The organism is Pseudomonas fragi (assembly GCF_025426255.1).
Classification (GTDB): domain Bacteria; phylum Pseudomonadota; class Gammaproteobacteria; order Pseudomonadales; family Pseudomonadaceae; genus Aquipseudomonas; species Aquipseudomonas kulmbachensis.
Genome location: NZ_CP104861.1, coordinates 3153207 through 3177441, shown reverse-complemented (window position 1 = coordinate 3177441; position 24235 = coordinate 3153207). Strand labels below are relative to the sequence as shown.

Below are 24235 nucleotides of genomic sequence, written 5' to 3'. Positions count from 1 at the left end.
TCAGGCCACCTTGCTGACGATTGACGTCACGCTGGCTTGCGTCTGTGCGTTGAGTGCCAGGGCCAGTTCATTACAGGCTTTGCCAAGGGTTTGTGGTGTGGCCAACCCGGCGAGAAAGCGATCAGGGCGCAGCAGGGCGATGGACGATGAACCGCGAGCGAACCACTCGCGCAGGCGGCCACTGCTGTCGCCGATGCGAATCACGTCGTTGCCGGCGTCGCTCGGAGCCCTGAGCTGGACGTCCGGCAGCACTTGAATAAACCGCGTGCCCAGGGTTTTCCATTGCGCAATCTGCGCTGGCGTCAGGCCCCAGGTGGGGTCGCAACCCCAGGCGATAATGGCGAAGTTCTCGCCGATCACTTCATCGAGTAGAACGGTGGTGCCGGTGTCAGTCAGTACCTTGGGCTGAATAAACATCTTGCCCACCGGCGAGCCTTTTTCGCTTGGCACGATCAGGGCACCGCGGGTGTATTGCGGCATGGGCTTGAAGCGCATTTCGACGAAGTAGCGTTTGACCGGTGGCACATAGTTGAGCAGCCACGACACGCCATCACGCAGAGTGCCCTGCCAGCGCTTGGGCGGCGCCAGTACATGGCCAGCCAGAACGGATAGGTCGATCATCGCCTTGGCGTGGTCGCGGCGTTCCAGTTCATAGCTGTCGAGCAAGCGGTCGCTGGCCAGACCCTTGATCACCAGCGACAGCTTCCAGGCCAGGTTGGAGGCATCGCGCATGCCGCTGTTGTAACCCTGGCCCTGCCAGACCGGCATGATATGTGCGGCATCCCCGGCCAGCAGTACCCGACCCTGACGAAAGCGTCCGGCGAGGCGTGCGTTATGGGTATAGACGCGGCTGCGGATCAGCTCGATGCGGTCCGGGTCCGGCAGCACCTTGGCCAGCAGCTTGCGCATGTTTTCGGGCTTGCTCAGCTCGGCCTCGGTTTCGCCGGGCATCACCATAAACTCGAAGCGGCGCACGCCGTGGGGCAGGGCGGCCGATACGTAGGGCCGCACCGGGTCGCAGCACAGGTACACATGGGGCGTACTGAGCGGGTCGTTGGCGATATCCACCACGATCCACTGATTGGGCGCGGTCTTGCCTTCAAAACTGATATCCAGGCTGCGGCGTACCAGGCTGTTGCCGCCGTCGCAGCCGATCAGGTATTTGGCCTGCAAGCGCTCGCTGCGACCTTCGGTGTTTTTCAGGCTTAGTTGCACGCCGCTGTCGCTTTGCTCGAAGCCTTCGAGTTCGCGGCCGAACAGCACCTTGACGTTGTCAAAGCGGGCCAGGCCTTCGAACAGCACGCGGTCTGCCAACGGCTGGATAAAGGCATTACGGCGGGACCAGCCGAACTCATCGGTCTTGGGCTGGATATCTGCAAAGCAACGACCCTTGGGCGTCATAAAACGCATCGCATGCCAGGGCGTAGTGTGCGGCAGCACGTTATCGGCAAGGCCGACTGCCTGGAAGGTACGCAGGCTTTCGTCATCCAGGCCGATGGCGCGGGGGTAGTCGATCAGGCTGTCGAGTTTTTCCACCAGGGTGACGTTCACACCACATTGGCCCAGGTAGTTGGCGATCATCAGTCCGACCGGGCCGGCACCGACAATCGCGACATCGGTGCTCAGGTCCAGAGGTGAAGCAGTGTGAGCAGAACTCATGGGTATCTCCGTACAGCGCTTTTTTGGATTTCTTGTTGGGCGCAGTATGGAAATCACGAGGCTGGTGAACAACGACAACCCTTGTTAGTGTGCACACAGTGCACATCGTTGATTTACCTATAAAAATAATGGAAATGACATGAGCGAAACCGAATATAAGGCCGTGCGCGGCTTGATGCGCGGGCTGTTGCTGATCAACGGTCTCAACCGTTTCGATGGTGGTGCCAGCACCGCACAACTGGCTGAACACAGTGGCCTGCATCGCACCACAGTGCGTCGTTTGCTCGAAACTCTGCAGGCCGAAGGTTATGTGCGGCGCAGCGAGTCTGATGACAGCTACCGGCTGACGCTCAAGGTGCGCGAGCTCAGTGAAGGCTTTCGCGATGAACAGTGGATTTCTTCAATTGCCGCGCCCTTGTTGGGCCAGTTGCTCCAGCAAGTGGCCTGGCCTACCGACCTGTGCACCCTGGATGGCGATGCCATGGTGATACGCGAAACCACTCACCGATTCAGTCGCCTGTCATTTCATCGTTCGATGGTGGGGCGCCGCTTGCCGTTACTGATGACGGCGACCGGGCGAGCCTACTTCGCATTTTGCCCGCCTGCCGAGCGGGAGGAGTTGATCGAGCTGATGATCAGTCGTGACGACTCGCAATCGGCGCTGGCGGCGGATCGCCGATTTGTCGAACGGTTGGTGGAGCACACACGCAACAAGGGCTATGGGGAAAACAACTCGCACTGGGGTGAGGAGCGCAAAATCGCTGCGATAGCGATCCCGGTGATGTATCAGGAGCGGGTGATGGGTTGCCTGAATCTGGTGTATATCGCCAAGGCCATGCCGGTGGAGGAAGCTGCTCGCCGCTTTTTACCGGCGATGCAGGAGGTGGTGGGAAAGATTCAGGCGGGGTTGGTTCAATAGCCATCTCAGGCTCATATAATTTTCACGGCGTGAAGGCACAGGGAGTGTGAACAGTGCAAAACCTGTGGGAGCTGGCTTACCTGCGATGCAGATGCCTCGGTGTGTCAGGCAAGCTACGGTGATGCCTTCGCGAGCAGGCTCGCTTCCACAAGGACTCGCGCATCAGGTTAAATTTACAACCGTTGCCAGAACGCCTCGGCCTGTGGGTTACGGTTGTCCCGCCAGCGCACCAAAATCACTTCCAGATGGTCGGACTCCATGTCTGGATACAGGCGCACCAATTCCTTTCGCTCAATCAACGGCGCCACCATGCTGTGGGGCATGCACGCCACGCCCTGGCCGCTGGCGACCATCGGTTTGAGCGCTTCTGATACGGTTGCCTCGAACACTTGCAGCAGGCGATGGGGCTGCGGATGGCGGTTGATCTGGGTGCGTGACAGTTCATGCAATTGCGCGCTGCGCGAGTAGCTGAGCAACGGGATCGGTTCGTCGGTCTGCGCGCAATGCGTGGCCAAGTCGGGGGTGGCGACCCAGTACAGTTCGTCATGGCCCAGGGATTTGACTTCGAATTCACTTTGCCGGGAGTAGGGCGCGCTCTTGGTGTCGCGGTAGAACAGGACGAAATCGCAACGCCCGGACATCAGCGCCATGTAGTAATCATCGGTGCTGCGATAGCCAGTATCGATCCGGGTGAACAGCGGCGTTTGCGGGCTGTTCAACTGGCTGATCCAGCCGGGGAAGAAGTTGCAGGCCAGGGTGTGCAGCGAGGCAAAGGTCAGTGGCCGGTTGAGCACTTTTACGCTCTGCTCGCAGTCGCGGGCCATGCGTACCAGTTCCACGGCATTGGGCAGCAAGGCTTCACCGGCGGCAGTCAGGCGTACCGGGTTGCGTTCGCGGTCGATCAGGTTGGCGCCCAGGTGCGCTTCGAGCAATTGAATGCGTCGGCTCAACGCCGATTGCGAAGAGCCACGCATGCTGGCCGCCGCGGTGAACTTGCCGGTATCGGCCAGGGCGAGGAAATCTTCATACCAGTCGATATTCATAGAGTTATTCCAATATTCGATAGCGCGTCCAGCATAGTGGATCAATAGTCGCTATCCGACCCATGCCTCTGTCTTTATTGTGCACCTTAACCGCCACCTGCCGCTTTACCGATCGTAAAAGTGTGGTTCACAGGCATAACAAGAAGAATTTCGAAGGGGCATGATATGCACAAATTGAATAGGGTGAAGCTTTTACTTGGGGCTCCGTTAGTGGCCCTGCTGGTGGTCAGTGGTCAGGCTGCCCAGGCAGGTGTGTTGGAAAAGGTCAAGGCACATGGCAGCGTGCGCTGTGGTGTGGCTGGTGATAAACCGGGTTTTTCGCTGATTGATGACAAGGGCCGCTGGACCGGCATGGACGTGGATTTGTGCCGCGCCGTCGCCGCTGCGGTGCTGGGTGATGCGGACAAGGTCGAGTACCTGACCACCACCGCGAAGAACCGCTTCACGGCCCTGGCCTCCGGTGAAATCGACATCCTGTCACGGGCCGCGTCCTGGACGGCTGAGCGGGTGGCCAATCTGGGGGTGGACTTCACGACGGTATGGTTTTACGACGGCCAGGGCTTCATGACCCATACGGCCGACGGCATCAAAAAACTCACCGATCTGGATGGCGCCACCTTTTGCCTGTCGCCCGGCACCACCTCCGAGCAGAACCTCGAAGACTATTTCGGCCGACGTGGCCTGACCTACAAAACCGTGGTCATCGAAAAAAGCCCCGAACTCTACGCTGCTTTCCAGCGCGGGCGCTGCAATGCCATTTCCAATGACTCTTCCGGTCTGGCTGCACGATTGGCGCTGATGAATAACCCCCAGGACTACGCGTTGCTGCCGGAAGTGATTTCCAAGGAACCACTGGGTGCCTTCGTCGCTCAGGGTGACACCACCTGGCGCAATATCGTGACCTGGACCGCCTATGCCCTGATGACGGGCGAAGAGCTGGGTGTGACTTCGGACAACGTCGACGAACTGCGGGGCAATAAAACCGCATCGACCGATATCGCCCGTTTGCTCGGCACCGAAGGCACCATCGGCAAATCCTTTGGCCTGGACAGTGACTGGGCGTATCGCGCCATAAAGCAGGTCGGCAACTACGCGCAAATCTACGACCGTAACCTCGGCCAGCAGACAGCATTGAACATCCCGCGCGGGCTGAACCGCAGTTGGAAAGACCATGGCTTGATGTACGCACCGCCGATCCGTTAAGGGAATTACTGTCATGTCGACCCATCGTTCGCACAATCTGCGTCTGTCGAGTGTGTTGCAGCAAGGGCTGGTACTGGCTCTGGTTGCAGCGGTGTTTTATCTGCTCTCCAGCAACGCCGCGTTGAACCTCAAGAACCTCAATATTGCTTCCGGATTCGGCTTTTTATCTCAGCGCGCCGGCTACGACATCAGCTTCTCGCTGATTGATTACACCCCGGACGCGACCTATGCCAGGGCTTATCTGGTGGGCTTGCTCAACACCTTGCTGGTGTCGGTGCTGAGCATCGTGCTGGCCACCTTGCTGGGTGGTGCGTTGGGTATCGCCAGGGTCTCGGACAACTGGCTGATCAAGCGCCTGAGTGGCACCTGCATCGAATTTCTGCGCAACGTGCCGTTGGTGGTGCATCTGGTCTGGTGGTACGGCCTGGTACTGGCATTGCCCGGGGTCAAGCATTCGGCGTCGTTGTTTGGCGTGGTGTTTTTGAACAACAACGGCCTGAACCTGCCCTGGCTTGCGCAAGGCAGTCAGGTCGGCTGGGGTGTGGCCCTGATGGTGCTGGGCATGTTGCTGGGTTATGGGTTTTGTCGTTTCAAGGAGGCCCGTACACCGTGGCGCGGTTTTGCCTCCAAGCGTTGGCCTGTGCTGTTGCTCGGGGCAGTGGTGCTGCCTTTGCTGGTGTACGCCGTGAGCGGTACTCAATTGCAATGGGAGGTGCCGGTGCAGCGCGGTTTTGGCTTTAAGGGCGGGATTACCCTGGTGCCGGAAATGCTTGCTCTGTGCCTGGCCCTGTCGTTCTACAGCGCCAGTTACATCGCAGAAATCTTTCGCGGTGCGATTGAGTCGGTGCATCGCGGTCAGTACGAAGCGGCCAGGGCGCTCGGCTTCAAATCGGGCGCCACCATGCGCCAGTTGATCGTCCCGCAGGCGATCTACCCGATGATTCCGCAAATCACCAATACCTACCTCAATATCGTCAAAAACTCCTCTTTGGGTGTGGTGATCGGCTTTATGGAACTGGTGTCGTCTACCGGCGGCACCACCCTGAACCAGACGGGGCAGGCTATTGAATGCATCGCGTTGGTCATGGGCACTTATTGTGCGATCAGCCTGGTGATTTCTTTGGGGATGAATATCTACAACCACCGTATCGGCCAGAGGGGGCACTGAACATGACCGCAATGAATCAGGTACTGGCTGTCCCGCTGACGCCGCCGCGCTTGCCCTGGGTTCAGCGGGCTGTGGCCTGGAGCCGCAGCCAACTGTTTCCCAGTGTGGGGCACAGCCTGCTGACCCTCAGCGTGATTGCGCTGTTGTGTTGGTGCGTTCCCGCCGCACTCAACTGGCTGGTGTTCGACGCGACCTTCGTTGGCGACAGTGCCAAGGATTGCAACCCGGCAGGGGCGTGCTGGCTGCCGATTACCCAGCGCTGGAATCTGTTTGTGTATGGCTTTTATCCGCAGGCTGAGCAGTGGCGGGTGACGGTGTCGCTGGTGCTGGCCGGGTCGGCGTTTGTCCTGCTGTTTTTCAAGCGTCTGGACCGGCGCCTGCTGCTGGCGTATCTGGCCTTGCTGCCGATCGTGATGTGGTGGCTGCTCAAGGGCGGAGCCGGGCTGCCCGAGGTGTCTTCGACCAAGTTCGCCGGGATGCTGGTGACGGTATTTCTGGGCACCGCGGGGATGATTTTCGCCTTGCCGCTGGGGATTTTGCTGGCCTTGGGCCGACGCTCCAAACTGCCGGTCATCCGCATGCTGTGCGTGCTCTACATCGAGCTGGTGCGTTCGGTGCCGGTGATCTCGCTGTTGTTTATGGCTTCGCTGATGATTCAGCTGTTTCTGCCACCGGACTCGGCGTTCGACATTCTGCTGCGGGTGCAGCTGGTGCTGATTCTGTTTACCGCCGCCTATATGGCCGAGACCTTGCGCGGCGGTTTGCAGAACCTGCCCAAAGGCCAGTACGAAGCGGCGATGGCGCTGGGTTTCGGCTACTGGAAAACCATGGGCCAGATCATCCTGCCGCAAGTGCTCAAGCAGTCCATTGCGCCCTTGCTAACGCAATTTATCGGCCTGTTCAAGGAAACCACGCTGGTGATGATTGTCGGCGTGCTGGACATCGTCGGTATCGCCATGAGCACCGCTGTCGCACCTGAATGGGTTGAGTACGGCCACGAAATTTACATCTTCCTGGCGATCTATTTCTTCGTCATCTGTTTTGCACTGTCGCGCTATGCCCGACACCTTGAACAACGTATGGAGCAAAGCCGCTCATGATCATCAAACCCAAGGCCGACGCTGACCTGATGGTGCGCATCGAACAATTGAACAAATGGTTCGGCAATGCCCACGTGCTGAAAAATATCTCGCTGAATGTCAAAGCCGGCGAGAAAGTGGTGATTTGCGGACCTTCCGGCTCCGGCAAGTCAACCCTGATCCGCTGCATCAATCAACTGGAGCAACACCAGCAGGGCGTGGTCGAGGTGCTGGGCGAGGAGCTCAATGGCAACCTCAAGGGCCTTGAGCGCATCCGCCGTCAGGTGGGCATGTGCTTCCAGCACTTCAATCTGTTTCCGCATCTCACAGTGCTGAAAAACTGCACGTTGCCACAGACTTCCAACCTGGGTGTGCCTGAGGCTGAAGCCATCGAACGTGCGCTGGGGCTGCTGGACAAGGTCAAGATGCGCGACCACGCCAACAAGTTTCCCTCGCAGTTGTCCGGCGGTCAGCAGCAGCGAATCGCCATTGCCCGGGCGCTGTGCATGCAGCCCAAGGTCATGCTGTTCGACGAGCCAACCTCGGCCCTCGACCCGGAAATGATCGCCGAAGTGCTGGAGGTAATGACCAGCCTGGCCCAGGAAGGCATGACCATGATCTGTGTGACCCACGAAATGGGTTTTGCCCGTAAAGTCGCGGATCGAATTGTGTTTATGGATCAGGGCGAGATTGTCGAAGAAGCCCCGCCTGAACGGTTTTTCTCGGCCCCGGAATCACCGCGAACCCAACGCTTTTTGAGCCAGATAATCAATCACGGAGTGCATGCGCAATGACTCAATCCATAGCGATGGCCCTGCATGGCGGCGCTGGCGTACTGATGCCCGGCGTGCTGGCGCAAGATGACGAACAGGCAATTCACGCGGCGTTATTGCAGGCGCTCAAGGCCGGTGTTGATGTGCTGGAGCGGGGTGGCAGCAGCCTGGACGCAGTACAGGCCAGCGTGATTGAACTCGAAGAGTGCCCCTGGTTCAACGCCGGTAAAGGCGCGGTATTTACCCATACCGGTGACCATGAACTGGACGCGGCGATCATGAACGGCGCCAATCTCGAAGCCGGAGCCGTGGCCGGAGTGCATCACGTGCGTAACCCGATTTGCGGAGCGAGGGCGGTGCTGGAGCACAGCGAACACGTGCTGCTGGCAGGGGCGGGGGCGGATCTGTTTCTGTCCGAGCAGCCCGGCCTGGAACACGTCAGCAACGATTGGTACGACACCCCCTTGCGTCGTCGCCAATGGGCAGCCCAGCAGCAGCAACCAGAGACGGTATTACTGGAGCCGGGAGGCGTGGAGAAAAAATTCGGCACCGTGGGCGCCGTGGCACTCGACCAGCACGGGCATGTCGCTGCCGCTACCTCCACAGGCGGGATTACCAACAAGCGCTATGGTCGCGTGGGCGATTCACCACTGATTGGTTCTGGCACCTGGGCCGATGACCGCAGCGCCGCGATCTCGGCCACTGGTCACGGTGAGTTCTTTATGCGCACCGTGGTTGCTCACAATATTGCGTCGCGCATTCGCCTGGTTGGCTCCAGCCTGCAAGATGCCTGCGACCAAGTGGTGCAGGGTGAGCTCAAGGAGCTGGGAGGCAACGGCGGGGTGGTTGCGGTGTCTCCGTCCGGCGAAACCGTACTGAGCTTCAACACCCCGGGTATGTACCGCGCCTGGCGCGATGCCGAGGGCGGTTTGCACACGGCGATCTATGCCGAGGATGATTGCCTGCATCCTGTGTGAGTTGATTGACCCGTGAGGTGGGAGGGGACTAGTCTCGATTTCCTTTTGCCTCATGGAATGAACCCATGATCACCTGCTACCTGCGTTACGTGATTGACCCGTACCAACTGGCTGAATTTGAAGCCTATGCGAAAGTGTGGATCCCGCTGGTAGCGAAGTTCGGTGGGCAGCACCACGGCTACTTCCTGCCCTCGGAAGGCGCCAACAACATCGCCTTGGCGATGTTTACCTTCCCCAGCCTCGCGGTTTATGAAGACTACCGCGAGCGCTCAAAAACCGATGCCGAGTGCATTGCCGCATTCAAACTGGCTGAAGACAACCGGTGCATCTTGAGTTACGAGCGAAGCTTCTTTCGGCCGGTTTTCGAGTAGCCGGGCGCAGTTTCATCCTCTGTGAAAGCTGTAGTGTGCAGCTTTCATATTGCCCTTTTCCGGGCGCAGCAATCTTAAAACCTGAGTGCCGGGGTTGTCAGGGGCATCCCTTTATTGATTTCACAACGTCTACCCTGTTGAACTCCATTTTGTGCGTGAGTACATACCGCTTCGCCATTCAGTGAGCACGCAATTACCTTGGTGTGAACTTTTGTTGGGTGCTTTCTGTAATTTGTTGAGTTGTAGGATGATTCCTAGTTTTTTTTAGAAATTTCTTAACTCTAAACAAGAATTGCCAGTCGCTATTTGTAAGATATGTCGGAAAAATAGGCGCTTTGTTTGCGTAATAATATTTTCGGCACTAGCGTATAAGCGTGATGAGTTTATGTTGTTGCGATCAAATGTGATTGGTGTTGGTTGCTCAATTGTAGTTGCACTCTAGTGTGGGTCATAAAGGTTGGGTGGGAGTGTCTATGTTGTAGTTGTCGCAGGTCGATAGGCCTCGGGAGGCTTAGATGATAAGAAAAGCGATTGAATCGTATTTTTCCGATGCCACAATTGACTCGGCAAATAAATGTGCCCAGAGATTAATTCAGTGTTTACCTGATCAGAAGAAAATTAAAAATAATAGGGTGCTTCTTGCTTATGGGGGAGGCAAGGACAGCAGTTATATGGTTGCGTGGGTTAAATATATTCATAATATTGTTTTGGAAGAGAAAGGTGAAACGTTCAGGCTCAGAATAGTAACCAATCGTCATGCTGGAATGAACGATAAGGTGATGGAGAATATTGATAATGCTTATCGAGCATTAGGCCTGTACGATGACGAATCGGTCGAATGTTTGATTGTTGATGGCTTGCTGGTCAGGTATTTTGAACGTTATTTATTGATGCCTGAGTCTGTAAGAATTCAAAATCGTACTGATGTTTTGATGAGTGGGCACCGATTTCAGGCAGATGCTCGCTCAACCTTTTGCAATGCCTGTAATCTAAGTATGATGAACTCATTTGGCATGGCCTCTCAGTGGGAGGGGGGGGTGATGTCGTTATCACGGGTGACTCTTCAAAAGAACAAACAGCCTACTTCGCATGGGTGCGCCATCTTTCACGATTATTTAATCGGCAGGCAATTGATGAGGGGCGTGGTTTTTCAAGTTTCCTGAAAACCCTTGATGGTGTAGCAAAAGGTTATTTTGAGAATATTTATGGGCCGGGCAATGTCACGTCGGAGCACCGCATTGCTCATGCGTTAGTACGAGATCCAATATTTTTTAATATTTATCAGGATGCTGCCTACGAGTCGGGTGAGCATTGGTCGCTCTTGACGGAATTTCTGAAGTTTGATTTTGATGAGTTAATGTTCAGTTTTTCTGAATCAGATTGTGGCAACCCTACGCTCATGGCCCATATCCGTGGGTTGCGGGCGGAAACACTGTTAGGGCGAACCTATACGGAAGGTGTTCGAGAGTATGTAAATTTTGCAATAGGGCTTATGCAACAGAAAGAGTTCCCTCGTCACTTGGTTTCCGAGATGTCAGCTCGATACCAAAATGACTCTGCAATTGATAGGCAGCGAGCACGTGCGGAAAAATTTGCATTAGACGCTTACGATCTATCATCGGAGCAACTGATATGTATGATTTATTCCCCGTTTACAGAGTGTGGAAAAAATCTTGAACGCTATCTAGCGGATCAAAAAATCTTACTATCAGCCCCAGCCATTCATGCGCTACTCGGCGGTAATATAAATGGTTGTTCGATGCTGAAGACAAAGCTAGAAACACTCTCGGGTTTGAATTTGGAGCAACTTCGCCAATGCTACGGTAATTGTTTAGTTGTCTCATTACTTGAGCCTAAGAGTAAGGATCCATTGTCAAGAGTTTTACGGTATGACCCCCACAAAGCGATCATTCAAGTGAAAAATGATAACGCTCCAGACAGGCGGATTACAGAGATTATCTCTGGTCGGTAATCGTCAGAAAGCAGGGCTGTTTATTTTAAAGTAATCACAGCGTTGGCTGCGCGATTTTATGGGCCGTGAAGTCGAAAAAGTGCCAGGTGGTTCGAGCAGTCGGTGGGAGGAGGTTGTAATGTGTAGGATGATTGTTGCGTGTGGAAAATTCTCTGTGGCTGAGGTTATGAACGCTGCCCGTATAATGGCAGCTGGCGAAACAGGCAAACATGATGGCTTAATTAAACAGCATACTCACGGTTGGGGTTGTCTGTGGGTAAGTAATGGCCAAATTAGAGTGCTGCGCGGAGGCGACAGTTTTATAGAAGCGTGTTCGGCGATTGAACTTTTAGATGCAGATATAGATTTTCTGGCCGTACATGTGCGACATGCTACATTAAGAAAAAATCGCGGTGTCGAGTTCTCGCACCCACTGCGACGAGAGAGTGGCGGAACGTGTTGGTATATGATGCATAATGGTTATTTACCAACGGTTTATCCTCATCTTGGACTCTCGGCCTCCCAATTCGACTCCGCAGAATACCTTGAGTATATTGTGGGTCCTATAGAGCCGACAGGGTTGGGTAAAGACTATTTGATGAGTAAACTAATACAGCTTGCACCAGGCGGTAGCTCAGGTAATTTTTTTTTGATGACTCTGGATAGAGCGTGGGTATGGCAATGGTTTGCTGAAGACACGTCTTGTCCTGAATATTTCACCCTGCGGCATTTTAAAGGCGAAAAGGTTGAATATATTTCTTCAGAGATCATACCGTCGTTGGGGGATGAGCTTGAATGGCGCCCTATGAAAAATGGTGAATTATATGAGTTTGATTTGAAGGGGGTGAAAGGTGGACGAGCCTAGTGAAGTTAAAATAGTTACACCTGCCATGTCAGTAGAGCCTAGGTGGTTCGAGGACATTATTTCGGCAAGAACACCGGTGCTTGTATTTCGTGACTTTTTACCGCCGGTGATGAGTCAGGATTTGATACGGGACTTAGAGCTTTGTGCAGAGTCAATTCGTGTTTCGAGCTACCTTAATGCCACACTCACAACGCTTGGGCCATATTTGGCGAAATATGTTTCATGCCCTGGTGAATATTTCAGGCAGGTTTCTGATATTCAGCCCGTACTGCCTCAATCTTTGACAAATATGGAGTGCACAGTCTATCAGCTGGTTATGCAATGGCTCCAACTCGAAGCTTTAAACATCGCTTTAGAGCCGGTGCTGGGTGAATACTCAGGCTCAGTAGTGCGTTTTCATGCAAATGGCATCGCCAATCCTTTACATAACGACAATATATCGCGTGACGCTGCTGGCACTGGATTAATCGTCACGCAAGTTACTCAGCAGCTTAGCTGTGTCGTATGCTTGCAAGCGTGTACTTCTGGCGGGGCATTGCGGATTTTTAATAAAAGATGGGGCCTTGAAGATGAGCAGTTTAAAGTTGAGTTTCAATTGGGCTATGCTGATGAGGTAGTTGACGGTTACGAGTTTTGCGAGTTCAGCCCGCAGCGGGGAGATGTTTATATTTTTAATCCTAATTTCTATCATGAAATTGACCATGTCGTTGGGACGACTCGTATCACGATGGGGTTTTTTTTCGGGTTGACCGACCCAAAGGGTAAGGAAGCTATTGCCTGGAGCTGAATATAGCTTTCAGGCGCTGGACTTCTGGGCTTCTTGCAGTCGTTTATTAATGGGAATAAGTCTATGTCTGTGAAGGATATGTTGCTAGCCCTTTGCGTAGTTATTATATGGGGGTTGAACTTTGTAGTCATAAAGATTGGGCTTAATGGCATGCCTCCTTTTCTCTTGGCGGGTCTGAGATTCTCTCTTGTCGCTTTCCCGGCAGTTTTTTTTATAGGGTTACCTAAAATACCTGTGAGGTGGCTGTTGGCGTATGGTTTAACCATAAGTTTTGGGCAGTTTTCTTTTTTGTTTGTTGCGATCAAGCTCGGTATGCCTGCGGGTATTGCATCTTTGGTTATTCAGACCCAAGCTTTTTTTACGTTAATATTTGGCATGCTCCTGCTGTCGGAAAAATGCAAATGGAACCATATAGCAGGCATTTTGGTTGCTAGTATAGGGATGTTTTTGCTTGCAAAAGCAGGCATGAGTGTTCAAGGCAGTAATTCTATTACGCCAGGTACTTTTCTGTTGACCGTAGGTGCGGCAGTATCGTGGGCGTTGGGCAATATAGCTAACAAGATTATTGTGAAAAACAATAAAGTGTCTGGGATTTCTTTAGTGGTTTGGAGCGCCCTCGTAGCGATCATTCCATTTTTTTTGTGCTCATGGCTATTTGAGGGCGTTGATGAGGTGCGACAGAGCTTGTTGGGTATATCGTCTCGAACAGTATGGTCATTAATCTATCTTTCATTCTTTGCGACCCTACTATGCTATGCCGCCTGGGGATATTTATTAGGTCGCTATGAAACATGGCGGATTGCGCCATTATCTCTTCTGGTTCCTGTCGTAGGTATTGCAAGTGCGGTGCTTTTGCTAGGTGAAACACTGTCTGGTGAGCAGTTTGTTGGTGCGGGCGTTATCGTTTTCGGGTTGTTTTTAAATATATTTGGAGGTTCTATTTTTTTGGTGCGCTGGAAACGGGGTTAAACGTTAAAGCTGTAGTAGTGGTGGGGTGTAATTCTATAATTATTAGGTAACTAATGTTTTTTGTCGCGTAGCCCATGAGTCCTTGAATACAAACCACAGGTAATTCTGGTGATGACAGATGCGTCTCTGCAGTTTCAAAAAAAAGTAATGATTTTGTGTGCGGGTATTACGAAAAGCATGCATCTCAGTCTTTCTGATTTCAGGCAGTCTTCATGTTTTGGGTGCCAAGTCGGAGATTTTATAAAAGACGGGTTCGCTTCTTTAAACGTTACTTGGATGTATCAAGAAGTAGAGCCGATTAATGGCTGCTCCATTAATACGCCTGAATATTGGCTCGTTCTGCGCAAAGCGATTGTCAACGCTGTGGAGGTGGAGGGTTGCAGTGGTGTTTTGGTCTTGCATGAGGTAGACACGTTAACGTATGGCGCAGCAGCGATGAGTTATTTGTTATACCGTCTTCCCGCAGCCATAATTTTTACGGGGGCCATGGTAGCCATTGATGCCGCAGAAAGTGATGTTTGGGAGAATTTTACTGGCGGGTTAATATTGCTTGCAAAAGGAATGTCTGATGGCGTGTACCTGTATTTTCATGGGGACATTTTGAGGCCGCTTCGATCCACTAAGCTTAAAACCTCCGGTCGGCATCCATTTGTAGAGCGAGACTTTACGTGCCAAAAAGATGTGCCATGCCTGCCTAATGAGGTTAACTACAAACGTTATATGAGACCTGTCAGTATAGGGGTTCTTCCTCTGTTTCCAGGTTTGGGTTCTTGGTTTCTTGAAAGTATGCTTGGCAGTGGGATACAGGCGCTGGTATTAGAGCATGAAGGCGTTGAGTTGGCGGTTGGAGAAGGCTTTGGCCATGGTCTTGTGGGCGTTCTACGTAATGCGTCTGCCAAAGGTATTGTTGTTGTAGTCATTTCACAATGTGCTAGCCGAAGTCCCTATAAGCTCAGCGCTGACATTCGTGCTGCGGGTGTTATCTCGGGTGGGTATATCACGCGTGAGGCAATGCTTGGGAAATTGTATGCCCTGTTAGGGGGGGAGTTAGAGCAGAGTCAAATTCGTAAATATATTGAAGATTGAATAGCGTAGGATTTTTGCGGAGCGACAAAATAAGTCTGCAAACTTTCGTGGTGTTCTGTTAATCGGTGCGTCGAAGCTATACGTGGCGTGCAGTGGTTAAATTTATATTGCCAAGAGGCTTATTGCCTTTGCCGTTACTGCGTTAACCATCGCAGCCATAGGCATTACCCTTTGCGAAGCGAGGCCGCGCCCTAATTCGTAGATGTTACTGCAATTGTATACAGCCCAACCCTACTGCATGCTGTCGACCCATCCTGGTCGTCGCAAGCAGGGCGTTCCAATCCTATTTATTCTGAGAGGCACACACCCCATGGCAGCAACATCCGCGTTTATCGATATTCCCGCTTCAACCGATCAGGTCTGGCAACTGATTGGCGGTTTTAACTCGCTGCCCGACTGGTTGTCGTTTATTGCCAAAAGCGAGCACGGTGAAGGCGGGCGTTTGCGCACGCTGCAGACCGTAGATGGCACGGTGATCGTCGAGCGGCTGCAAACGTTCGACAATGCGGGCAAAACCTATAGTTATTCCATCGTTCAGGCACCGTTTCCGGTGACCGACTATCTGGCGACTTTACGTGTCGAAGCACAAGGCGACGGTTCGCGTGTGACCTGGTCGGGGCAGTTTACGCCGCTGGGCATAAGCGTCGAGGCTGCGCAGGAATTGTTTGCCGGGGTTTACCAGGGTGGGTTGGCGGCGCTGCGTAGCCACTTTCCAGTGGTAAACCACTGACACACAGGTTTCACGCCACGCACATTAATCTGGAACCACCAACTTTCCGCCGAAAGCAAGGCGTGAGGTGGGTAGAAATCACCCAAAAACCGCAGAATGATGGCAATTTAAAATCAATGGATCCAAAAATAATGTGTCTATTTAATGACTTAGGTCAGTAACGATTTGAAAAAAATTGTTCAGAATCACTTGTTACTGATTGTTACAGTGGGGTAATATCGCCCTGCGTTCACCTACCACGGTTTATGCATTTTTAAGCCCCAAGTTTCCATCAGCTACTTGGGCTTTTTTTTGCCTGAAATTTGGTATCGGATCCAATTTTTCGGCAATAAAAAGGCGCCAAACGCGGCGCCTTCAGGCGGTGGTCAGGCCTTAATCAATCGCCTGGGAACTCCACTCGCCATTAACCAGACGCTGCAATCCCAGCGGATTGCTGTTTTGCAACGCTTCCGGGAGCTGTGCATCGGGATAGTTCTGGTAGCAGACCGGACGCAGGAAACGGTCAATGGCCAGCGAGCCCACCGATGTGCCGCGTGAATCCGAAGTGGCCGGGTACGGGCCGCCATGAACCATGGCGTCACATACCTCAACGCCAGTCGGGTAGCCGTTGACCAGAATCCGCCCGACCTTTTGCTCAAGGATCGGCACCAGCCATTGATAGTGCGCAAGGTCCGCCGGTTCGCCGATCAGGGTGGCGGTCAATTGGCCACGCAAGGCCAGCAAGGCGGCCTTTAACTGCGCGTCACTGTCGACTTCGATGATGATCGTGGTCGGACCGAACACTTCTTCCTGTAGTAGCGGGTCTTTTTCCAGCAACAGGCTTACATCAGCCTTGAACAGCTGAGGTTGCGCTTGCGATCCTGATTGAGTGTGGCCGGCCAGGTGGGTGATGCCAGCATGGCTGAGCAGGTGCTCCACGCCTTTGGCATAGTTGCGCAGGCCGCCTGCATTGAGCAGGGTGTGTGGCCCCTGTTCGGCCATTTGCACAGTCAGTTGCTCGACAAAGGCTGCGAACTCGGGGGAGCGCAGGCCGATCACCAGGCCTGGGTTGGTGCAGAACTGCCCGCCGCCTTGGGTGACTGAAGCCGCGAGTTCCTTGGCCACAGCCGCGCTGCGCGAAGCCAGGGCTTGAGGCAGCAGGATGACCGGGTTGATGCTCGACATTTCGGCGAACACCGGAATCGGTTGTTCGCGCTCGGCGGCCATTTTGCTCAGGGCGTTGCCACCATGCAGCGAGCCGGTAAAGCCCACTGCCTGAATCGCTGGGTGCTTGACCAACTGTTCACCGACGCCCGCGCCGAAGATCATGTTGAACACGCCATTGGGCATGCCGGTCTTTTGTGCGGCGCGAATAATTGCGCTACCGACCTGGTCGGCGGTTGCCATGTGCCCGCTGTGCGCCTTGAATACCACCGGGCAGCCCGCAGCAAAGGCGGCTGCGGTATCGCCACCGGCAGTGGAGAAGGCCAGCGGGAAGTTGCTGGCACCGAACACAGCGACCGGCCCGACGCCGATCCGGTACTGGCGTAAGTCCGCCCGTGGCAGAGGCTTGCGATCCGGCAGGGCCAGATCGATCCGAGCCCCTAAATAATCACCGCGACGCAGTACCTTGGCGAACAGGCGCATTTGCCCGCTGGTACGGCCGCGTTCGCCTTGAATGCGCGCTGCAGGCAGGGCGGTCTCTCTGCACACCAGGGCGACAAAGTCGTCGCCCAGTTGATCAATCTCGTCACCAATGGCGTCGAGAAATTCGGCGCGGCGCTCAGGCGAAAGTTGGCGAAACGCCAAAAAGGCTTCGGCGGCGGCGTTGGAGGCGCGGTCCACTTCTTCAGGGGTCGCCTGATAAAAGCGCAGAGGCAAGGCCTCGCCGGTGCTGGCATCCAGGCTTTCAAGCGTGACGGTGCCTTCTGCGCTGCGGCTGCCGCCGATAAAATTGTGGCCTGTTTCGTTCGACATCGTTTCAATCCTCGCTAGATAGGCTTTAAGCGCGCACTGGAGTGTTCAGCGCACAAGGCATGGTTTTTTGTTGTCGTATTTCCAGCCGGGAACAAGGAGCTGCATGGCGACGCTGTCGTCGCGAGCACCTAGGCCCATGCCTTTGTACAGTTCGTGAGCCTTGGCCACGGCGTCCATGTCGATATCCACGCCCAGGCCGGATCTGGCCGGAACCTTGATATGACCGTCGACGATTTTCAGCGGCTCGCGGGTCAGGCGCTGGCCGTCCTGCCAGATCCAGTGGGTATCGATGGCGGTAATTTCGCCCGGTGCCGCCGCTGCGACCTGAGTGAACATGGCAAGGGAAATATCAAAATGGTTATTGGAGTGTGAACCCCAGGTCAGGCCCCACTCGTGACACATCTGCGCGACCCGTACCGAGCCCTGCATTGTCCAGAAATGCGGGTCGGCCAATGGAATGTCCACTGCTTGCGATTGAATCGCGTGCCCCATTTCGCGCCAGTCGGTGGCGATCATGTTGGTGGCGGTGGGCAGTCCGGTGGCGCGACGGAACTCAGCCATCACTTCACGCCCTGAATAGCCGTTTTCCGCGCCGCATGGGTCTTCGGCATACGCCAGCACGTGATGCTGATCACGGCACAGGGTAATGGCTTCCTTGAGTGACCAGGCGCCATTGGGGTCAAGGGTGATGCGTGCATTCGGGAAGCGCTCGGCCAGCGCCGTCACCGCTTCGATCTCTTCGGCACCGCGCAATACACCGCCCTTAAGCTTGAAGTCGTTAAAGCCGTATCTGGCTTGGGCGGCTTCTGCAAGGCGGACGATGGCTTGCGGGGTCAGTGCTTTTTCGTGGCGCAGGCGCAACCAGTCATCGCCATCGGCTTCACTGCGGTAGGCCAGATCGGTCTGCTGGCGGTCGCCGATGTAAAACAGGTAGCCGAGCATCTTCACCGCATCGCGTTGCTGGCCTTCACCGAGCAAAGCCGCTACCGGAACCTCGAGGAACTGACCGAGCAAGTCGAGAAGGGCCGCTTCCATCGCCGTGACCGCGTGGATGGTGATGCGCAGGTCAAAGGTTTGCAGGCCGCGCCCCGCCGAGTCGCGGGCGGCGAATGTGCTACGCATGGCATTGAGGATGCTCTGGTAGTTGCCGATGGGTTGGCCCACCACCAGGTTGCGTGCGTCTTCGAGGGTTTCGCGGATGCGTTCGCCGCCCGGCACTTCACCTACGCCGATATTGCCGCTGCTGTCCTTGAGGATAACGATATTGCGGGTAAAGAAAGGGCCATGAGCGCCGCTAAGGTTGAGCAACATGCTGTCATGGCCCGCCACGGGGATAACCTGCAGGCTGGTGACGACCGGCGCTTTGCTGGCGTGGTGCTGATGTTCGGCGTTCATGGTCTGTTCCTTGAAAAGAGTCAGGGGTTGGCTGATCGATTAACGAGGCGGTTTGCAGGGCTATGGCAGCCGTGACCGGTGGGTGGGTCCTGGCAAAGCGTTAGCGCGTACAGCAGACAGATTGCTGGCGTTATTCACAATTCGAAGCCCCACTGATTATTGTTATGCGGGTGATTTGCGCCGAAGGGTTTGCCCTTGGTTAACAGACATCATACGAGTTGGGTTTTGGTCCCGCAATGCTTTAAAGCCAGTCGATTAGTCACAAGTCGGTTTTTATACGTATTTTTATAGGTTTTATTGGGTTTATAGCAGTTTTGTGGTTTTCCCATAGCCGATTTTTCTGTTGGTCATCGTACCTGTTAGCTGCGCCGATGCGCCCGTGGCTTCTGTAGCCGCTGCCGAGGTACGAGGCTGCGATCGATTGCGAAGCGATCGCAAATCCTGAATGTGCGGTTTTTCTGCGAAGCTGCACAGCCTCGTGCCGTGACAACGACCACTGGTTATTTAGCCACCTCTTTGCACTGGCTGCGTGCTATCGTGTTCGCCTTATTTGAGGGGGAATCCAATGCGAATGCTGATCAGTGTTTTGAGCCTGGCCTTGCTGGCCGGCTGTGTTTCTCCTGCGATGGACACTGCCCGCAGTAAAAGCCCGACGCGGGTGCTGGCTTCGGCCAAGCCGACGCCGCTGGTGGCGGAGTGCATCAAATTTTCGTGGCAGGACGAAAGTGTCTTCGGGGTAGATGCCAGCGCTTATGTCAACACCGACAAGTCCGGCCAGCAGACGGTTTATACCCGTGGTGCCGAGTCTTTTGCCGATTTGCTGCCACAAGGCACGGGCACTGCGGTGAGCTATTACGCCAAGCAGCCTGATGATGCTGCGGCCATGCGCCGCCTGGCGATGTTGGCGACGTGTCTGTAACTCGCTCGATCGGCCTTTGAGGCTGCCACAGTGGAGTTGACACAGGGCTTCGTCCTGACCCGGCACTGGCGCGATACACCGTCGGGGATCAAGGTCGAGTTGTGGCTGGCGACTGATGACGGGCCGCAGCACGTGCGCTTGCCTTACCAGACGTCTACTGCGTTTATCCCTACGGTGCAGCGTGCACAGGCACAGGCACTGTTGGGGGATGAGCGTGGGGTCGAGTTTCGTGAGTTGGCGCTGTGTGATTTTCAGTCGCGCCCGGTCATTGGGCTTTACTGCCAACAGCACGGTCAATTGATGGACATTGCCCAGCGGCTGCGTCGCGCCGGGGTGGATGTGTATGAGGCCGATGTACGTCCGCCGGAGCGCTTCCTGATGGAGCGCTTTATCACTGCGCCAGTCAGTTTCGGCGGCAGCGCTCAGGCCAACGGTCCGCTGTTGAACACCCAGATGAAACCCCATCCAGACTATCGGCCGCGCTTGAAGCTGGTGTCGCTGGATATCGAAACCAGCCCCCAGGGCGATCTGTATTCGATTGCCCTTGAGGGCTGCGGCCAGCGTCAGGTGTATATGCTGGGCAAGGCCACCGAGGCCGATACCCCAGTGAATTTCGACCTGGAATTCTGCGCCACCCGGGGCGATCTGCTGCTGCGTTTGAACCAGTGGCTGGCGCTGCATGATCCCGACGCGATCATTGGCTGGAACGTCGTGCAATTCGATCTGCGGGTGCTGCACGAGCATGCCCGGCGCCTGGGCATCCCGCTGTTGCTGGGACGTGCGGGCAGCGAAATGCAGTGGCGCGAACACGGCAGCCGCAAAAACCATTTTTTCGCCAGTGCGGCGGGGCGTTTGATCATCGACGGTATTGAGTCGTTGCGCTCGGCGACCTGGTCGTTCCCGTCCTTTAGCCTGGAAAATGTCGCCCAGACCCTGCTTGGCGAAGGCAAGGACATAAGCACCCCGTACCAGCGCATGGACGAAATCAACCGCATGTTTGCCGAGGACAAACCGGCGCTGGCGCGTTACAACCTCAAGGATTGCGAACTGGTGACGCGGATCTTCGCGAAAACCGAGTTGCTGACCTTTCTGCTTGAACGCGCTTCGGTCACGGGCCTGGAGGCGGACCGCAGTGGTGGTTCGGTGGCGGCGTTTTACCATTTGTACATGCCGTTGATGCACCGCCAGGGCTTTGTCGCCCCCAATCTCGGTGACAAACCACCCCAGGCCAGCCCCGGCGGCTTTGTGATGGAGTCCCAGCCGGGGTTGTACGAATCGGTGCTGGTGCTCGATTACAAAAGCCTTTATCCGTCGATTATCCGCACCTTTTTGATTGATCCGCTGGGGTTGGTGGAAGGATTGCGCGAGCCCGGAGACGACACTTCGGTACCGGGCTTTCGCGGTGCGCGCTTTTCGCGTACACGGCATTGTTTGCCCGCCATTATCGAGCGGGTGGCCAATGGGCGCGAAGTCGCCAAGCGGGAGAAAAACGCTCCGTTATCCCAAGCCCTGAAAATCATCATGAATGCGTTTTATGGGGTGTTGGGCTCCAGTGGCTGCCGTTTTTTCGACACCCGACTGGCGTCGTCGATCACCCTGCGCGGGCACGAAATCATGCTCAAGACCCGCGCGCTGATCGAGGCCCAGGGCTTTAGCGTGATCTATGGTGACACCGACTCTACCTTCGTCTGGCTGCGCAGTGAGCACAGTGAAGAGGACGCCGCGCGTATCGGCCGCGAGCTGGTGCAGCATGTCAACCAGTGGTGGCAGGCCCATGTGCACGACGAATACGGGCTGACCAGTGCGCTGGAACTACAGTTCGAAACCCACTACAGCCGGTTTTTGATGCCAACCATTCGCGGCGCCGAGGAGGGCAGCAAAAAGCGCTATGCGGGTTTGGTGGCGCACGCGGACGGGCGTCGGGAGATGGTCTACAAGGGGCTTGAAACCGTGCGCAGCGACTGGTCGCCGCTGGCCCAGCAGTTTCAGCAGGCGTTGTACCTGCGCATCTTCAATCGCCAGCCCTATCAGGACTACGTACGGGATTTTGTGCGCAGCACCCTGGCGGGTGAGCATGATGAACTGTTGATTTACCGCAAGCGCCTGCGTCGTCAGCTCAGTGATTACGAACGCAATGTGCCGCCCCATGTGCGAGCGGCGCGGCTGGCCGATGAGTACAACGACCTGCAAGGTCGTCCCCGGCAGTACCAGAACGGCGGCACCATCAGCTATGTGATCACCGTGGCCGGCCCCCAGCCGCTTGAGAATCGCACTGCAGAGGTGGATTACGACCACTACCTGACGCGTCAGCTACAACCGGTAGCGGACGCGATTCTGGTGTTTGTCGACGACGACTTCAGCGCACTGGTGGGCGGGCAACTGGGGTTGTTTTAAGCGTCGCTGGCCGGGGTTGTTGCTTTGGATTTGGCGCGGTCTTTGGCGGCCTTGGCTTCGGCGGCCAGGCACTCCAGGCAGAACTGTTCGGCGTAGCTCATGATGATCTCGGTGGTATCACCCTTGATCGTGCGTGAACCCGCGAGGATGTAGCGCATGCGTTTTTCGGTCACGCCGATGCGCAGGGCAATCCAGGCTGGGGTCTGACCGATACGGTCGACCAGTTTGTTGGCGTATTCGGTGGAGTGGTTGTAGCGTTCAGCGTTGGGAAACATAGGGGGTCCATGGTGGAGGGCGAAACCGGAGCGCATGGTACTCCTTTTCAGCCGCTGCCATGATTTTGCCTGCCGTCGAGTGTGTCACCGCCACATGAGTGGTAGCCACTGGCGAAGGCTGCGTAAAAATCAGACAGCTATGATTTCACGGGCCTGATCAGGCTCTCCGCGGGAATTCCAAACATCTCATGCAGCTTCCAAATCATTGGAAGCGTCAAGGCTCTCTTGCCATTTAGCACTTTATATACCCGATTCTGCCGACCAATAGCAGGCACAAGGTCAGCAGGTGATAGCCCGGATGGCTCCATCCTGAAGCGTATGGAATCGACCGGGTTGGGAAGGTCAATTGGGAAGTGCCTTGCTTCATAGGCTTCGATCAGGGTGATCACTACCTCAAGGTAGTCACCTTCTGGAGTATCTGGCTGCGGCTCATTGTCGAAAAATGGTGAAACGGACTTCAGTGCATCCTTGTAGTCCTGCTCGGTGCGGATTGGACGAATGTTCATGGTTCAACGGTGTTGGCATCAATGACGTCGTACTGGTTGTGAGTACCGACGAACTTGATATAAATGGCGCTGTAGCGATAGGCCACAGCTACAACCAGCCGATAGTCGTTACCTTAAATGTTGAATACGACCCTGCTGCTCAAATACCTCGCCAATCCCAAGAACACCGGTTTGAAAGCTTAAGCAAATATGAGCTTGCGAAGGTGTTTAGCCGTATGCGACCAGAGCCAATTTTTGTGTTGCACCGCAATTCGAGGCGACTGGGGCCAACACTTTCGCATTGGCTAAGATGCCCCTCGCGGATTTTATCAACTAGAGTTCCCTCGACTAACCAACAGGCACGAGAGGGATTTTCATGACTGCGCTGGATGTGTTTTGGGTTGGGCTGGGAGGCGGTTTGGGCTCGCTGTTGCGCTGGTGGGTCGGGTTGCGTGTCGGGCAGTTTTACAAGGGGGGCTTACCGCTGGGCACGTTTTTGATCAACGTTAGCGGTGCCTTTGTGATCGGCTATTTGAGCATTCTGTTTACCGTGGACTGGCGCGACCGCTATGGCGATTTTTTGAGCGCTGCGGTGCTCACCGGCATTCTGGGTGGCTACACCACGTTCAGCAGTATGCAGCTGGACGCTTCCAAGCTGGCCAAGGCCAAGGATCGGGCCTGGGCGGCAGGTTATTTGATCGTCTCGGTACTGCTCGGCCTGGCCGCCGCCGCATTCGGCGCCTGGCTGGCGCGCTGACACAGGAGTACACAAGATGCTGAATATGATCATTCTGGTGTTTGTCGGTGGCGCGTTTGGCGCCATGTGCCGCGAGTTTGTGATGCTGTCGGTGCCGCGTCTGGCCGATGGTTTTCCAATGGATATCTTTGTTGCCAATATCGTCGCGGCGTTCCTTCTGGGGGTGGCTACGTCACTGTTTAAAAGCAACCGGATCAATCAGTACGTACACGTGATGGTCGGCACCGGGATCATGGGCGGGCTGTCCACGTTTTCGAGCTTCGTATTCGGCGCGGTTGAAATGATGAAAGACCCAGCCGGTGTATTTGTCTCCATCTGCTATCTGGTGATCAGTCTGGTGATTGGCTTTGCAGCGGTTGAGCTGGGTTTGTTGGCCGGGGCCAGGGGCACGCCTGCCCCCGATACCTCGCAATAAAACATGATAAAGCCCTCAACTGTGGGAGCGAGCCTGCTCGCGAATGAACTTCGCGAGCA

General features: G+C 55.2%; 24 protein-coding genes and 1 pseudogene. 18 read left to right on the top strand and 7 right to left on the bottom strand.

The window, feature by feature from the left end; genetic code table 11:
• Nucleotides 1–1659, bottom strand: coding sequence for a bifunctional 3-(3-hydroxy-phenyl)propionate/3-hydroxycinnamic acid hydroxylase (locus N7D90_RS14545; protein WP_261738684.1), 1659 nt, complete (start codon nucleotides 1657–1659; stop codon nucleotides 1–3).
• Nucleotides 1660–1798: 139 nt separating this feature from the next.
• Here N7D90_RS14545 and N7D90_RS14540 point away from each other — a divergent pair, with 139 nt between their 5' ends.
• Nucleotides 1799–2578 carry a DNA-binding transcriptional regulator gene (locus N7D90_RS14540; RefSeq protein WP_261738683.1) on the top strand — a complete coding sequence of 260 codons (780 nt, stop codon included), beginning with the start codon at nucleotides 1799–1801 and terminating at the stop codon, nucleotides 2576–2578.
• A 173-nt stretch (nucleotides 2579–2751) separates the two neighbouring features.
• On the opposite strand, the gene N7D90_RS14535 is transcribed toward N7D90_RS14540, so the two are convergent.
• Nucleotides 2752–3621: a LysR family transcriptional regulator gene (locus N7D90_RS14535; protein WP_261738682.1), complete on the bottom strand. Its 870-nt coding sequence runs from the start codon at nucleotides 3619–3621 to the stop codon at nucleotides 2752–2754.
• A 165-nt stretch (nucleotides 3622–3786) separates the two neighbouring features.
• Between N7D90_RS14535 and N7D90_RS14530 the strand changes: the two genes are divergently transcribed.
• The 13 genes from N7D90_RS14530 (at nucleotide 3787) to N7D90_RS14470 (ending at nucleotide 15580) form a co-directional block, all read left to right on the top strand.
• The gene (locus N7D90_RS14530) at nucleotides 3787–4824 is read left to right on the top strand and encodes an amino acid ABC transporter substrate-binding protein (protein WP_261738681.1); all 1038 of its coding nucleotides are present in this window, start codon (nucleotides 3787–3789) and stop codon (nucleotides 4822–4824) included.
• Nucleotides 4825–4837: 13 nt separating this feature from the next.
• Nucleotides 4838–5992, top strand: a complete 1155-nt coding sequence (locus tag N7D90_RS14525) for an amino acid ABC transporter permease (protein ID WP_261738680.1) — start codon at nucleotides 4838–4840, stop codon at nucleotides 5990–5992.
• Between the two features lie 2 nt (nucleotides 5993–5994).
• Entirely contained in the window at nucleotides 5995–7092 is a 1098-nt protein-coding gene (locus N7D90_RS14520) for an amino acid ABC transporter permease (RefSeq protein WP_261738679.1), read from the top strand.
• Nucleotides 7089–7865 (top strand): amino acid ABC transporter ATP-binding protein, encoded by a 777-nt coding sequence (locus N7D90_RS14515; protein WP_315968115.1) that lies wholly within the window; start codon nucleotides 7089–7091, stop codon nucleotides 7863–7865. Before N7D90_RS14520 ends, N7D90_RS14515 begins: the two co-directional genes overlap by 4 nt.
• Nucleotides 7862–8821, top strand: a complete 960-nt coding sequence (locus N7D90_RS14510; RefSeq protein ID WP_261738678.1) for an isoaspartyl peptidase/L-asparaginase family protein — start codon at nucleotides 7862–7864, stop codon at nucleotides 8819–8821. Before N7D90_RS14515 ends, N7D90_RS14510 begins: the two co-directional genes overlap by 4 nt.
• A 65-nt stretch (nucleotides 8822–8886) precedes the next feature.
• Nucleotides 8887–9192 carry an NIPSNAP family protein gene (locus N7D90_RS14505; RefSeq protein WP_261738677.1) on the top strand — a complete coding sequence of 102 codons (306 nt, stop codon included), beginning with the start codon at nucleotides 8887–8889 and terminating at the stop codon, nucleotides 9190–9192.
• A 515-nt stretch (nucleotides 9193–9707) separates the two neighbouring features.
• Nucleotides 9708–10355, top strand: coding sequence for a hypothetical protein (locus N7D90_RS14500; RefSeq protein ID WP_261738676.1), 648 nt, complete (start codon nucleotides 9708–9710; stop codon nucleotides 10353–10355).
• Nucleotides 10286–11164 carry a hypothetical protein gene (locus N7D90_RS14495; RefSeq protein WP_261738675.1) on the top strand — a complete coding sequence of 293 codons (879 nt, stop codon included), beginning with the start codon at nucleotides 10286–10288 and terminating at the stop codon, nucleotides 11162–11164. The genes N7D90_RS14500 and N7D90_RS14495 overlap by 70 nt, the downstream gene beginning before the upstream one ends.
• A gap of 118 nt (nucleotides 11165–11282) precedes the next feature.
• The gene (locus N7D90_RS14490; RefSeq protein ID WP_261738674.1) at nucleotides 11283–12008 is read left to right on the top strand and encodes a class II glutamine amidotransferase; all 726 of its coding nucleotides are present in this window, start codon (nucleotides 11283–11285) and stop codon (nucleotides 12006–12008) included.
• Nucleotides 11995–12795 (top strand): hypothetical protein, encoded by an 801-nt coding sequence (locus tag N7D90_RS14485; RefSeq protein WP_261738673.1) that lies wholly within the window; start codon nucleotides 11995–11997, stop codon nucleotides 12793–12795. Before N7D90_RS14490 ends, N7D90_RS14485 begins: the two co-directional genes overlap by 14 nt.
• A gap of 63 nt (nucleotides 12796–12858) precedes the next feature.
• Nucleotides 12859–13764: an EamA family transporter gene (locus tag N7D90_RS14480; RefSeq protein ID WP_261738672.1), complete on the top strand. Its 906-nt coding sequence runs from the start codon at nucleotides 12859–12861 to the stop codon at nucleotides 13762–13764.
• Between the two features lie 111 nt (nucleotides 13765–13875).
• Nucleotides 13876–14850 (top strand): asparaginase domain-containing protein, encoded by a 975-nt coding sequence (locus N7D90_RS14475; protein ID WP_261742451.1) that lies wholly within the window; start codon nucleotides 13876–13878, stop codon nucleotides 14848–14850.
• A gap of 310 nt (nucleotides 14851–15160) precedes the next feature.
• Complete coding sequence (locus N7D90_RS14470) at nucleotides 15161–15580, top strand: SRPBCC family protein (RefSeq protein ID WP_261738671.1); 420 nt, start codon at nucleotides 15161–15163, stop codon at nucleotides 15578–15580.
• Between the two features lie 372 nt (nucleotides 15581–15952).
• Here the strand turns inward: N7D90_RS14470 and N7D90_RS14465 are convergent, their stop codons facing one another.
• A complete protein-coding gene (locus tag N7D90_RS14465) occupies nucleotides 15953–17536 on the bottom strand; it encodes an aldehyde dehydrogenase (NADP(+)) (RefSeq protein ID WP_261738670.1) in 1584 nt (527 codons plus the stop codon).
• Between the two features lie 45 nt (nucleotides 17537–17581).
• Complete coding sequence (gudD, locus tag N7D90_RS14460) at nucleotides 17582–18931, bottom strand: glucarate dehydratase (RefSeq protein WP_261738669.1); 1350 nt, start codon at nucleotides 18929–18931, stop codon at nucleotides 17582–17584.
• A gap of 565 nt (nucleotides 18932–19496) precedes the next feature.
• Here gudD and N7D90_RS14455 point away from each other — a divergent pair.
• Nucleotides 19497–19850, top strand: coding sequence for a hypothetical protein (locus N7D90_RS14455; protein WP_261738668.1), 354 nt, complete (start codon nucleotides 19497–19499; stop codon nucleotides 19848–19850).
• A 30-nt stretch (nucleotides 19851–19880) separates the two neighbouring features.
• A complete protein-coding gene (locus tag N7D90_RS14450) occupies nucleotides 19881–22244 on the top strand; it encodes a DNA polymerase II (protein ID WP_261738667.1) in 2364 nt (787 codons plus the stop codon).
• On the opposite strand, the gene N7D90_RS14445 is transcribed toward N7D90_RS14450, so the two are convergent.
• The 3 genes and pseudogenes from N7D90_RS14445 to N7D90_RS14435 all read right to left on the bottom strand — a co-directional run.
• Nucleotides 22241–22519: a hypothetical protein gene (locus tag N7D90_RS14445; RefSeq protein ID WP_261738666.1), complete on the bottom strand. Its 279-nt coding sequence runs from the start codon at nucleotides 22517–22519 to the stop codon at nucleotides 22241–22243. The two genes, N7D90_RS14450 and N7D90_RS14445, sit on opposite strands and share 4 nt — an antisense overlap.
• A 137-nt stretch (nucleotides 22520–22656) precedes the next feature.
• Nucleotides 22657–23025, bottom strand: coding sequence for a type II toxin-antitoxin system HigA family antitoxin (locus N7D90_RS14440; protein ID WP_261738665.1), 369 nt, complete (start codon nucleotides 23023–23025; stop codon nucleotides 22657–22659).
• Nucleotides 23022–23165, bottom strand: a pseudogene (locus tag N7D90_RS14435) (type II toxin-antitoxin system HigB family toxin); the annotation flags it as partial. The pseudogene N7D90_RS14435 and the gene N7D90_RS14440, both read right to left, overlap by 4 nt.
• 215 nt (nucleotides 23166–23380) lie before the next feature.
• Between N7D90_RS14435 and crcB (N7D90_RS14430) the strand changes: the two are divergent.
• Complete coding sequence (crcB, locus tag N7D90_RS14430; protein ID WP_261738664.1) at nucleotides 23381–23761, top strand: fluoride efflux transporter CrcB; 381 nt, start codon at nucleotides 23381–23383, stop codon at nucleotides 23759–23761.
• Between the two features lie 16 nt (nucleotides 23762–23777).
• Nucleotides 23778–24176 (top strand): fluoride efflux transporter CrcB, encoded by a 399-nt coding sequence (gene crcB, locus N7D90_RS14425; RefSeq protein WP_261738663.1) that lies wholly within the window; start codon nucleotides 23778–23780, stop codon nucleotides 24174–24176.
• Nucleotides 24177–24235: the final 59 nt, after the last annotated feature.

Excerpts from the sequence above, each read along its gene's own strand:
- N7D90_RS14545 (WP_261738684.1), bottom strand. The coding sequence starts at position 1,659 with ATGAGTTCTGCTCACACTGCTTCACCTCTGGACCTGAGCACCGATGTC.
- N7D90_RS14540 (WP_261738683.1), top strand. The coding sequence starts at position 1,799 with ATGAGCGAAACCGAATATAAGGCCGTGCGCGGCTTGATGCGCGGGCTG.
- N7D90_RS14535 (WP_261738682.1), bottom strand. The coding sequence starts at position 3,621 with ATGAATATCGACTGGTATGAAGATTTCCTCGCCCTGGCCGATACCGGC.
- N7D90_RS14530 (WP_261738681.1), top strand. The coding sequence starts at position 3,787 with ATGCACAAATTGAATAGGGTGAAGCTTTTACTTGGGGCTCCGTTAGTG.
- N7D90_RS14525 (WP_261738680.1), top strand. The coding sequence starts at position 4,838 with ATGTCGACCCATCGTTCGCACAATCTGCGTCTGTCGAGTGTGTTGCAG.
- N7D90_RS14520 (WP_261738679.1), top strand. The coding sequence starts at position 5,995 with ATGACCGCAATGAATCAGGTACTGGCTGTCCCGCTGACGCCGCCGCGC.
- N7D90_RS14515 (WP_315968115.1), top strand. The coding sequence starts at position 7,089 with ATGATCATCAAACCCAAGGCCGACGCTGACCTGATGGTGCGCATCGAA.
- N7D90_RS14510 (WP_261738678.1), top strand. The coding sequence starts at position 7,862 with ATGACTCAATCCATAGCGATGGCCCTGCATGGCGGCGCTGGCGTACTG.
- N7D90_RS14505 (WP_261738677.1), top strand. The coding sequence starts at position 8,887 with ATGATCACCTGCTACCTGCGTTACGTGATTGACCCGTACCAACTGGCT.
- N7D90_RS14500 (WP_261738676.1), top strand. The coding sequence starts at position 9,708 with ATGATAAGAAAAGCGATTGAATCGTATTTTTCCGATGCCACAATTGAC.
- N7D90_RS14490 (WP_261738674.1), top strand. The coding sequence starts at position 11,283 with ATGTGTAGGATGATTGTTGCGTGTGGAAAATTCTCTGTGGCTGAGGTT.
- N7D90_RS14480 (WP_261738672.1), top strand. The coding sequence starts at position 12,859 with ATGTCTGTGAAGGATATGTTGCTAGCCCTTTGCGTAGTTATTATATGG.
- N7D90_RS14475 (WP_261742451.1), top strand. The coding sequence starts at position 13,876 with ATGACAGATGCGTCTCTGCAGTTTCAAAAAAAAGTAATGATTTTGTGT.
- N7D90_RS14470 (WP_261738671.1), top strand. The coding sequence starts at position 15,161 with ATGGCAGCAACATCCGCGTTTATCGATATTCCCGCTTCAACCGATCAG.
- N7D90_RS14465 (WP_261738670.1), bottom strand. The coding sequence starts at position 17,536 with ATGTCGAACGAAACAGGCCACAATTTTATCGGCGGCAGCCGCAGCGCA.
- gudD (WP_261738669.1), bottom strand. The coding sequence starts at position 18,931 with ATGAACGCCGAACATCAGCACCACGCCAGCAAAGCGCCGGTCGTCACC.
- N7D90_RS14455 (WP_261738668.1), top strand. The coding sequence starts at position 19,497 with ATGCGAATGCTGATCAGTGTTTTGAGCCTGGCCTTGCTGGCCGGCTGT.
- N7D90_RS14445 (WP_261738666.1), bottom strand. The coding sequence starts at position 22,519 with ATGTTTCCCAACGCTGAACGCTACAACCACTCCACCGAATACGCCAAC.
- N7D90_RS14440 (WP_261738665.1), bottom strand. The coding sequence starts at position 23,025 with ATGAACATTCGTCCAATCCGCACCGAGCAGGACTACAAGGATGCACTG.
- crcB (WP_261738664.1), top strand. The coding sequence starts at position 23,381 with ATGACTGCGCTGGATGTGTTTTGGGTTGGGCTGGGAGGCGGTTTGGGC.
- crcB (WP_261738663.1), top strand. The coding sequence starts at position 23,778 with ATGCTGAATATGATCATTCTGGTGTTTGTCGGTGGCGCGTTTGGCGCC.